This window comes from Streptomyces sp. NPDC059853 (assembly GCF_042731495.1).
Taxonomy (GTDB): Bacteria; Actinomycetota; Actinomycetes; order Streptomycetales; family Streptomycetaceae; genus Streptomyces.
In genome coordinates this window covers 19,699-29,063 of sequence record NZ_JBHWJL010000030.1, presented here as the reverse complement: position 1 = coordinate 29,063, position 9,365 = coordinate 19,699, and the positions used below count along the sequence as shown (strand labels likewise).

The following is a 9,365-nucleotide window of genomic DNA, read 5'->3' as shown; positions in this document are numbered from 1 at the left end:
TTGATCTCTATGGTCGGCTGCCGCCGCGGCTGACAAGCCCGAGGCGGTGTCCTCGGCAGTGTGCTGACGGAGGGGGGCCAGGTCGCCGGAGTCGGTAGCTGCGGCGGGCGCTGCTCCCGGACGGCCTTGCGCACCGCGGCGGCGGAGAACTGGAGCGTGGTGCTGCCCAGGCCCTCGCCCTCCTCGCGCGGCGCGGGCGGCTGCTGCGGGGCCACCGAGGGCGGCACCGACACATCCTGCGGGTGCAGTTCGGGAACCGGCCCCCGGTCGGCGGACGGCGGCGGAACAGCGTCCTGCGGCGGAGCGGGTGGCGCGGCTGGCGGCGGTACGGACGCGGCGCCCATGGGCGGCGGAGGCGGCACGGACGCCGCCGCGCCCCCCGAGTACCAGGCGGGCGGCGTGTAGTCGATGGTGAACTGCCCGGTGGTCTCCGTCTCCTCCTCGAGCAGCTCCTCGTCGGGCCGTTCGTCGGGGACGGAGCTGTCCTCCCCGGTGCGAACCTTGTCCCGATCGGTGTTCACGACGCCTCCCGCTGCTGGTATTGCTTTCTGGCCCGGGCATCATGGGACCGTTACGCGGATGACGGACCTGAGCCCCCGTGCGGTTCCCTCGGCATGGACCGGGGTGAGTGGCCTCTCGGCGCGCACGCCGCGACCGCATCCAGCCTAATCACCACAGCGGGCGGAACCGCACCCTCCCCGCGACCGCGTTACGTACACCGATGAACAAATCGGTGCGATAAGGACAGGTGACTCGCTCAGGTCTCCGGGCGGCTGATCAACCGGCGTCGAAGTACCGGATACTGCCCACGATCTGCTGAATGGTCTCATCGGAGAGTTCGTCCTCATAGCCGGTGTCGGCCATCAACCCCCATCCCACGAGGTCGTGGTCGGGACCGAGATAGGAGATGCCGATGGTGAAACCATCCCGCACCGGGCATCGCGCGTCGGGGTCCGCAGGGAGCCCGGTCACGCGTGCGGTCGTGATGTGCCCCGTAATGCCGTGCTCGTTGCTGAAGGGTTCTGTCTCGGCTTCACTGTTGCCCTCCCAGTGCTGGTCGTAGTTGGCCAGCAGGAGATTGGTCGCCAGCAGCAGACTCGAGTTCTCGGTTCCGGTAGCCCCCTGGCCACCCCGCGTGCCGGCGAGAGCCCGCGCGTTGAGGGTCTCGTCGCCCGGGGCGTCGGCGGCCTCCGCCCATTCCTCCTCGGTTCTCTCCCTGCAACCCGTCTGAGGCAGTACCGCGGGGTCGTTGAGGGCGAACGCTATGCCGTTCTCCCGTTCGCCCGTATCGTCCGCCCACGTCAGGAGGACCCCCTCGGGGGCGATGTCCCAGTCAGGCGGTACATCGAAGGCGGTGTTCCAGCGACTGCTCGTGACCACGCGCCAGTCATCGGCGACCACGGGGGCCACCGTCTCGGGCATGGCGGCCCGCAGATCGTCGGGCCGGAAGGGCGCATCTTCCCGCCGGCCGTCGAAAGCCGTTTCGCCCGGACCACCCGCCCCCGCACGGCCCGGATCGGTCAGCAGGATCACGGCGGTGATCAGCGTCAGGGTCAGCGCGGCGGCTCCGAGCCCGATGGCCAGTCCCCGCACCCCGCGCCTGCGTCCCCCGGCCGGCCTGCCGGGTGGCACCGCCCGCAGGTACTCCGGGCTTTGGTATGGGTTCGGCCACTGTGGCCGCCCACCCTCCCACACCATGAGGTTCCTCCTCCGCGTTGTCCGCTCCGTCGCTCAGCTGGTGGGATCCAGCCGGCTGGCGTGCCCGAGCAGCCCCGCCTCCCCGTCGGTGGGCACCAGCCGCACCAACTGCCGTGCCCGCCGCGTGCACCAGACCGTGGCGTCCTCCGCCAGCGTCGACAGCGCCTCGGTCTGCTGGGCCGGCAGCCCCATCACCGGACCGATACGGGCCGCTTCCTCCGGCGAGATCCGCTGCACCCCCACCAGCGCCGCGTGTTCGGCCAGCCGGGGCGCGACCGGGCTCAGATAGGGCAGCAGCGTCAGCACCGGCTGCCACGGGGCGGACACCACGCGCCCGCGCGGCGGCCGGATACCGCAGTCACGGACCACCAGCACCGGATTGCCCAGCGTCGCGCCCAGCGGCGGTACCCGGCCCACCTCGTGCAGCGTCATCAGCTCCATGCCGCCGTCCGCCGCCTGAGCCAGCCGTGTCCACAGCCGCGGCCGTCCGGTCTCCACCGCCACCCGGGTGCCGGTGCCCACCGCGCGCAGCGCCAGCACCTGCGCCGTCCACACGCCGCCGATCAGCACGATCTCGTACGGCACCGGGTGATGTATCCCCAGTACCGCCGGCCGCCCCCGGACGTCGACGCCGATCACCACTCCGTCGTCGCCGACCGGCAGTGCCAGCCCGGCGAGTTCGTCCGCCGTCAGTATCCGCCCGCCGCCGCGGCCCATCAGTGCCCGCCTCCCAGCGGCAGGGTGGCCCGCACCCCGCGCAGCTGCTCGTGATCCATCCGGGTCAGCCCGACCCGTACCCCCCGCGCGGTGTGCAGCAACGCCTCACCCGCCGCCCGCAGATGCTCCTCGCCGCGCCCGGTCACCCGGACGTGCCCGGCCATCGCCACCGCGTCCGCACCGTGCCGGCGCAGCGTCAGCGCGAACGTGGTGGCGAACGCCGGACCCGAGGTCAGCGCCGCCACCAGCGCCGGCAGCGGTGCCGCTCCGGCGCCCGGCACCGGCCAGCGGCTCACCTCGAATGTCGTGTGCCAGCGGTCGTCGCACCGCCAGCCCCGCGCGCTCTCCGCCGTACGCCGGGGGCGCGGCCCGTCGCCCTGCCCGATCAGCGTCGTGGTCGCCGGGTTGGAGCTGACGCAGGCGGCGACCGCCGACAGCAGTTCCGCCTCCGACAGCACCGTGGCCCGGAACCCGGCCCCCGTGAGCCGGCTCGCGAGCTGGTCGGCGGCGCGGGTCAGCGCCCGCTGCGCGCCCTTCAGTCCGCCGCCGCGTTCGGCCACGGCGGCCCGGCACCGTTCCGGGTCGAGCCGCAGCGCCACCCAGGTCAGCCGCAGCCCGGGCGCCGGCGCGTGGCCACCCTGCGCGGCGGCGCCCAGCAACTGCGCGTAGTTGCGCCCGGCGATCGCCTGGTCCGGCAACTGCGGCGCGGGCGCCGGCTGGGTGTGCTGCACGCACTGCACCGAGTCCAGCACGATGCCGTCCGTCTCCAGCGCGTCCGCCAGCAGGGCCAGCGGCAACGGGCTGCCGTCCCGCCCCGGTTGCAGCGGCGCGCGGGGCGCCTCCACCCGCAGCACGGCGGTGAGCCGGCTGCCGTCCCCGGCCATGCCCACATCGCCCGCCCACGACGAGCCCAGCGCGCCGCTCCCCGCACCGCCCGCGGCCTTGGAACGCTGCACCGCGTAACTGCGCAGCCCCGGCTCGCACTCGGCGGCCAGCGACAGCAGCGGATCGACACCGGACGGCAGCGGACCCACGGCCCGCCGCCGACGCCGCCGCAACCGCCGCACCGCCGCGGCCCACACCGGGAGCGGCTGCCCGTTCCGCCGGGCCACGCCGATCAGCACCAGCGCGGCGGCCGGCAGTACGGCTGCGGCCAGCAGCGCCCGGCTGTCCGCCGCCCACGCGCCCAACAGCAGGGCCAGCGCGGCCTGGACGCACACCAGCGGCCACACCACCAGCCCGGGACCGGACGCCGCGTCCCCGCCGCCGGACGCCGCCCGCGTACTCCGCTCGGCCCCCGGCGGGCGTCCGGGCGCGGACACCGCTTCCCGGGACGCGGCGTCAGGTGCCGTGCGATGCGCCGTGGTCACCGTGGTCGTCATCGTGAACGCCCCCCTCCTCCCGGTGATCGGTTCGTCACCCGGCATAGTAGAGGTCGACTCCGGTGACCGGCACAGCCGACCCGGACAGTTGAACCAGCCGCACGGGGGAGGAGCGCCCGGCCATGGCCTCGCGCAAGGACGAGCTGAACGCGTACACCTACGCCAAGCGGCGGCGGGTCGCCGCCTTCGTACAACCCTCGCCCACCGGCAGCGACGAGGGCGCCCCGCGCCCGCTGCGCGCCGTCGTCCCCGGCCTGGTGGTCGGCGCGCTGGTGCTGGCGGGCTTCGGCGCCTGGGGGATGTTCAAGCCGGCCGTCCCCAAGAACTGGGACACGCCCAACAAGAACGTCATCATCGGCAGCGAGTCCACCACCCGCTACGTCGTCCTGACCACCGACGGCCGCGACCAGCTGCACCCGGTGCTCAACCTCTCCTCCGCCCGGCTGCTGCTCGACCCCGACTCCTTCGACATCGTCAGCGTGAACGAGCGCGAGCTGGACAACGGCCGTATCCCGCACGGCGCCACCCTCGGCATCCCGTACGCCCCCGACCGGCTGCCGTCCGCCGCCGACGCCGGGACCGCCAAACGGTGGGCGGTGTGCCAGCGCCCCGGCGGCGGGGGCACCGGTGTGCAGCAGGCGGTGTTCGTCCTCGGCGAGCGCGACGCCGACCGCGTCGAGGGACGGCAGCGGCTGCGCGACGGACAGGTGCTGTACGTCACCTCCACCCGCGACGAGGCCCGCTACCTGGTGGACGGCGCGGGCACCAAGTACCTCATCGGCGGCCCCGACGCGGGGCAACTGTCCGACGACGAGACCGAACTGCTGCACCGCTCGCTGGTCGGCGGCGAACAGCAGCCGCAGCCCGTCACCGAGGAATGGCTCGCCACCCTGAACGACGGCGACCCCATCGTCTTCCCGGAACTGGAGGGCGTCATCGGCGCACCGGCCGGCGTCCCGGGCCTGGACCCGGACGCCGACGTGGTCGGCACCGTGCTGCTCGCCCCCACCGGCGCCGGACCGCAGCACTACGTGGTGCTGCCGCAGAAGGTGGTGCCCGTCTCGGAGTTCACCGCCCGGCTGCTGCTGTCCAGCCCCGACGCCGGACCGCTCGGCCAGGCGGGCCGCCCGCTGGAGGTCGGGGCGCAGACCTTCACCCCGGCTCCCGCCGCCGACAGCATCGACAGCGGCCGGCACTGGCCGGAGCACGCCGCCGAGCAGGTCAACGCCCTCGACGGGGACGACGATCCGCGCGAGACCATCTGCTCCGTGCTGCGCGGCGTGGACGAGGACGACGGCGCCACCGAACTGAGCACCTGGGCGGGCACCGGCTACCCGGCCACGATCGTGAACGAGGCGGGCAGCGCGTACGTCACGCCGGGCTCCGGCCTGCTCTACCGCCAGGTCCAGGGCGAACAGGCCGAGGCCGGCGGCCTGTTCCTGGTCACCGACACCGGATTGCGGTACGCGGTGACGGCCGGTGCCACCGCCGACAAGAGCGCCGACGACACCCGGATCCGGCTCGGCTACCGGGACGTCACCCCGGTCCCGGTGCCCGCCCACTGGTCGCAGTTCCTGCCGGTCGGCCCGCGCCTGGACCCGGAGAGCGCCCGTCAGCCGCAGGGATCATGAGCGGGGGAACAGCGATGGGACGACGGAACATCCTGGCGGCGTGCGCGCTGCTGGCGGGCGCGCTGTCCGTACCGTACGGGCCCGCGGGCGCGGCGGTCGCCGACGACCGGCGCTGCACGTTCCCCTCGGATCCGATCGAGGAACAGCCCTGGTCGCTCCAGCGCGTCCTGCTGGACCGGCTGTGGCAGGACACCCGGGGGGCGGGCATTCGCGTCGCGGTGATCGACAGCGGCGTGGACGTCAGCAACCCGCAGCTGGCCGACGCCGTCGACCGCGCCTCGGGCGCGGACTTCACCCCCGAGGACCCCGGTGAGGACGACGCTCCGTCGCGGGTCAGCCGGGGCGACGGGACGACGGACACCGTGGGGCACGGCACCAAGGTCGCCGGCATCATCGCCGCCCGGCCGGACGACGCCAGCGGCTTCGTGGGGCTGGCGCCGCAGGCCACGATCATCCCGGTGCGGCAGAACGACGCGTACGGCAGCGGCACCGTCGACTCGCTGGCCTGGTCCATCGACCACGCCGTGGCGCAAGGGGCGCACATCATCAACATCTCGCAGGACAGCGAGCAGCAGCTGAGCGACGACAACGAACTGAAACGGGCGATCGACGAGGCCCTCGCCAAGGACGTCGTCGTCATCGCTTCAGTGGGCAACGACGGCGCCGACGGGTCGATGGCCAAGACCTACCCGGCCGCGTACGACGGCGTCCTGGCCGTGGCCGCCTCCGACCGCAACAACGAGCGGGCCTTCTTCTCCCAGGCCGGCGACTTCGTCGGCATCGCGGCGCCCGGCGTCGACATGGTCTCCACGGTCCCCGGCGGCGGCCAGTGCGTGGACAACGGCACCAGCTTCGCCGCCCCGTACGTCGCCGGCGTCGCGGCGCTGCTGCGCGCCCGGCACACCGACTGGACGGCGCCGCAGGTCATCGCCCATCTCCAGCAGACGGCGGAGCGCGGCATCCCCGGCCCGGACCCGTACATCGGCTGGGGCGTGGTCGACCCGGTCCGCGCCCTCACCGACCCGGGACCACCCGGCGACGCCCCGGTCCCGGACGAGCCGGCGCCGCCCGCCCCGGCACCCGACATCCCGGAACTCGAACGGGGCGAGTCCTACGCGGACCGCGCCGAACGGCTGGGCACCTACGTCCTGCTCACCGGCACCGTCCTGACGGCCTCGGTGGCCGGTACCGCGCTGATCCTGCGCGACCGCCGCCGTCGCCGTACCACCGCCACGTCCTGACCCGTCCGGAGACCCGCATGTCCCAGCCCCACGGCGGCTTCGGCCCGGCCGTGCCCATCCGGCGGACGAGCCCCGCCACACCGCGCCGCACGATCGTCCTGCTGATCGCGCTGGCTCTCGCGGTCCTGGCCTCTGCCGGCGGTCTGGTTCGAGTGACACAGCACCGCGGGGCGGCCGAGCCGGAGTCCGCCGCCTCTGCACCCCTTCCGGCGGAGCCCACTCACGCGTCCTTGCGGTGGCGGACACCGATGCCCGACCTGACCTCCTTCACCGAGAACGTCATGGATCGCGGCCTGTGGATCACCGGCGACAGCCTGGTCCAGGTCATGCCCGAGGCACTGGTCTCCCACTCGTTGAAGACCGGCGAGGAACAGTGGAGCATGCCGCTGGCCGCCGGGGCCCAGGGCTGTGGATCCTCGCCCGTGATGGACGCGCAGCGCATCGCGGTCCTGGCGGGGATGTACTGCGAGCATCTGGTTGTGGTCGACCTGACGACGGGCGAGCAGGTGGTCACCATCGCGCTCGAATCGGCGCGGCTGCTGCCCAGTTACGGCCGGCCGGCGATTCTCGGCGACACGGTGGTGGTCGGTTCGGCGGGAGGTGGTGCCGGCTTCCGGATCAGCGATGGTGAGCAATTGTGGTGGAGCCCGCTGGACGCGCAATGCGTCGAGACGACGTTCACCGTGTCCGACGGCGCGTTCGTGTCCCGACTGGCCTGCGGGTACGACTGCAATGGTCGGGAGGAATGTTTCCACGGCTGGGAAGGCACCGGGCTGCGGGCTACCACCGAGGACGGACGGGAGCTGTGGCGGTGGGTCTTCGACTACGCGACCGAGGGGTCACGCCTGGACATCATGGGAGTGCTCTCCGTGGAACCGCTGGTGATTGTTGCCGGGCTGGACATGTATGGCGGGGGCCGGCGGATCTACGTGGTGGAGGATCCGGGGGAGTCCGTCCTCACTGAAGTGGGACGCGACGTGGCGGACTACCGGCGTCCCTGCACGCTCAGCAGCATCTGGCTGTGTCCCACCGCACTGGTCGGCGCGGACCATCTGGCGCTCAGCGGCATGATCGACGAGGAGGGCATGCCGGTCATCGACTTGGTCACCGGCGAACTCAGGAACCGTGACGCTGATGCCGATGCGCGCGCTGCCTACCCGGTGGCCGTGGTGGAGGGCGAGTTCCTCGCCTACCGTCCGGGCATGGCGGGGCAGCCGGGGAGCCTGGTCGCCATGGACCCGCGCAGTTTGGAGGAGCGGACGGTGATGACGCTCGATGAGAGGGCCGCGGAGGCGGAGCAGGAACTGTGGACACACGCCGCCAACGACGTGCGGATGCTCTGGGATGCGGAGAGCGGCACCTTTGTGATGGCCGCGCACGCCTTCGCCCCGAACCGGGCGGAGCAGCCCGCCGACGCGCTGCTCGTCTACCGCTGACCTGCTCCCGCCCTGCGGCGCGGGTCACTCGATGTCGAATTCGCCGTCCCGCGCGCCCAGGACGAAGGCTTCCCACTCGGCCGCGGTGTACCGCAGCACGGTGTCGGGGTCGCTGGAGTTGCGCATGCCGACGCCCCCGCCCGGCAGATAGGCGATCTCGACCCGCTCCTCCTCAGGGCTACCCGGAGCGCTCAGCCACTCCACCCCCGAGATGTCCAGCGCGTACAGCTCGTCCTTCTCCCGCTCCTTGCGAGCGGCGATCTCGGCCTCGGTCTCCGTCCCGGACATCGCGCGGACTCCCTTCTCACACAAAGCTGCCGACTGCGACCGATGGTAACGCAGCGCACCCGGGCGTGAACTATCGGCTGCGCAACAGCCATTCCGCGAGCAGGACGAGAACGAAGCCGGTGACCAGGACCGCCATACCCAGCCGGGTACGGCCCCGGCGGCTCATCTCGATGACGGCGCCCGACAGGACGAACGCCGCGCCGTAGAGCCCGAGGGACACCAGGGAGGAACCGTCGCCGAGTTGCCTGACGAGCACGACCGCCATCACGGTCATGGCCGCCGCGCCGATGCCCATGCGCAGACGTCTGGCCTGCCGTGGGGTGAGTCCCTGCGGTGTCGAAGTCACGTCAAGAGCATAGACGTTCGGTCTCTCCCGGTACTCAGTGCCGTGGATGAGTAGCTGTACGGATAGCGGGCGGGGGAACCGTCACTAGTCTCACTCGCGTGGTTACCCGCGTGTCTGTCCGATGTAGCCGGCGCCTAAGATGAGCTACGAACGGCAAGGGAGGGGGCACGGGCGGTAGATGAAGATGGGGGTGGGGCATGCCCGATGAAACCGGCTCCGCGCCGGACCTGATCGTTTCCCCGGAGGCGCTGGGAGCCTTCCGCGGGCGGCTCGACGATTTGCTGACCAGGACACGATCGGCGGGCCTGACGCCGTCGCTGATGGCCGAACTGCGGCTGGACCAGCAGAACTACGGTGGCCTGATTCCCGGGATGACGCAGATCTCCCACGAGTTCAACAGCGCGACCCACCGGCTGGAGGCCTTTATCCGCATCCAGCAGGACCTGATCGAGGCCCTGGGGATCGCGACGCTCATCTCGCAGCACGGTTACGAGAACGTCGAGGCGGAGAACAGAGAGCGCCTGCAGCAGATCATGGCGCGTCTGGCGGAGGACTACGCACCAACACCGCCGATCACCGACCAGGACCTCCACGGTCCGCCCGGCATCACGCCCCTGCGTTAGTGG

At 72.5% G+C, this 9,365-nt stretch carries 10 protein-coding genes; 4 read left to right on the top strand and 6 right to left on the bottom strand.

The features are described from left to right. From ACFV5N_RS05775 to eccE, 4 genes are all read right to left on the bottom strand, one after another. A partial coding sequence (locus tag ACFV5N_RS05775) for an SCO5717 family growth-regulating ATPase (protein ID WP_385594531.1) occupies nucleotides 1-521 on the bottom strand: 521 nt, incomplete at its 3' end. A gap of 256 nt (nucleotides 522-777) precedes the next feature. Further along, nucleotides 778-1,593 (bottom strand): hypothetical protein, encoded by an 816-nt coding sequence (locus ACFV5N_RS05770; RefSeq protein WP_385594528.1) that lies wholly within the window; start codon nucleotides 1,591-1,593, stop codon nucleotides 778-780. A 138-nt stretch (nucleotides 1,594-1,731) separates the two neighbouring features. Continuing rightward, nucleotides 1,732-2,415: a hypothetical protein gene (locus ACFV5N_RS05765; RefSeq protein ID WP_385594526.1), complete on the bottom strand. Its 684-nt coding sequence runs from the start codon at nucleotides 2,413-2,415 to the stop codon at nucleotides 1,732-1,734. Next, nucleotides 2,415-3,797 (bottom strand): type VII secretion protein EccE, encoded by a 1,383-nt coding sequence (eccE, locus tag ACFV5N_RS05760; RefSeq protein ID WP_385594524.1) that lies wholly within the window; start codon nucleotides 3,795-3,797, stop codon nucleotides 2,415-2,417. The genes ACFV5N_RS05765 and eccE overlap by 1 nt, the downstream gene beginning before the upstream one ends. A 122-nt stretch (nucleotides 3,798-3,919) precedes the next feature. On the opposite strand from eccE, the gene eccB reads away from it, so the two are divergent. Genes eccB through ACFV5N_RS05745 form a run of 3 tightly spaced genes read left to right on the top strand, consistent with a single transcriptional unit; the run spans nucleotide 3,920 to nucleotide 8,105 of the window. Continuing rightward, nucleotides 3,920-5,428 carry a type VII secretion protein EccB gene (gene eccB / locus ACFV5N_RS05755; RefSeq protein ID WP_385594522.1) on the top strand — a complete coding sequence of 503 codons (1,509 nt, stop codon included), beginning with the start codon at nucleotides 3,920-3,922 and terminating at the stop codon, nucleotides 5,426-5,428. A 14-nt stretch (nucleotides 5,429-5,442) separates the two neighbouring features. Further along, nucleotides 5,443-6,669, top strand: a complete 1,227-nt coding sequence (mycP, locus tag ACFV5N_RS05750; protein WP_385594520.1) for a type VII secretion-associated serine protease mycosin — start codon at nucleotides 5,443-5,445, stop codon at nucleotides 6,667-6,669. A gap of 17 nt (nucleotides 6,670-6,686) precedes the next feature. Beyond that, the gene (locus tag ACFV5N_RS05745; protein WP_385594518.1) at nucleotides 6,687-8,105 is read left to right on the top strand and encodes a PQQ-binding-like beta-propeller repeat protein; all 1,419 of its coding nucleotides are present in this window, start codon (nucleotides 6,687-6,689) and stop codon (nucleotides 8,103-8,105) included. 24 nt (nucleotides 8,106-8,129) lie between these two features. Here ACFV5N_RS05745 and ACFV5N_RS05740 read toward each other — a convergent pair whose 3' ends face one another. Both ACFV5N_RS05740 and ACFV5N_RS05735 read right to left on the bottom strand, forming a co-directional pair. Continuing rightward, on the bottom strand, nucleotides 8,130-8,393 hold the full coding sequence (locus tag ACFV5N_RS05740) for a DUF397 domain-containing protein (RefSeq protein WP_019436302.1): 264 nt from the start codon (nucleotides 8,391-8,393) through the stop codon (nucleotides 8,130-8,132). Between the two features lie 70 nt (nucleotides 8,394-8,463). Further along, complete coding sequence (locus tag ACFV5N_RS05735) at nucleotides 8,464-8,739, bottom strand: hypothetical protein (RefSeq protein WP_385594516.1); 276 nt, start codon at nucleotides 8,737-8,739, stop codon at nucleotides 8,464-8,466. A 197-nt stretch (nucleotides 8,740-8,936) separates the two neighbouring features. On the opposite strand from ACFV5N_RS05735, the gene ACFV5N_RS05730 reads away from it, so the two are divergent. Further along, nucleotides 8,937-9,362 carry a hypothetical protein gene (locus tag ACFV5N_RS05730; RefSeq protein ID WP_385594514.1) on the top strand — a complete coding sequence of 142 codons (426 nt, stop codon included), beginning with the start codon at nucleotides 8,937-8,939 and terminating at the stop codon, nucleotides 9,360-9,362. Nucleotides 9,363-9,365: the final 3 nt, after the last annotated feature.

Coding starts and splice junctions, on each gene's coding strand:
- ACFV5N_RS05765 (WP_385594526.1), bottom strand. CDS start 2,415: ATGGGCCGCGGCGGCGGGCGGATACTGACGGCGGACGAACTCGCCGGG.
- eccE (WP_385594524.1), bottom strand. CDS start 3,797: ATGACGACCACGGTGACCACGGCGCATCGCACGGCACCTGACGCCGCG.
- eccB (WP_385594522.1), top strand. CDS start 3,920: ATGGCCTCGCGCAAGGACGAGCTGAACGCGTACACCTACGCCAAGCGG.
- mycP (WP_385594520.1), top strand. CDS start 5,443: ATGGGACGACGGAACATCCTGGCGGCGTGCGCGCTGCTGGCGGGCGCG.
- ACFV5N_RS05745 (WP_385594518.1), top strand. CDS start 6,687: ATGTCCCAGCCCCACGGCGGCTTCGGCCCGGCCGTGCCCATCCGGCGG.
- ACFV5N_RS05740 (WP_019436302.1), bottom strand. CDS start 8,393: ATGTCCGGGACGGAGACCGAGGCCGAGATCGCCGCTCGCAAGGAGCGG.
- ACFV5N_RS05730 (WP_385594514.1), top strand. CDS start 8,937: ATGCCCGATGAAACCGGCTCCGCGCCGGACCTGATCGTTTCCCCGGAG.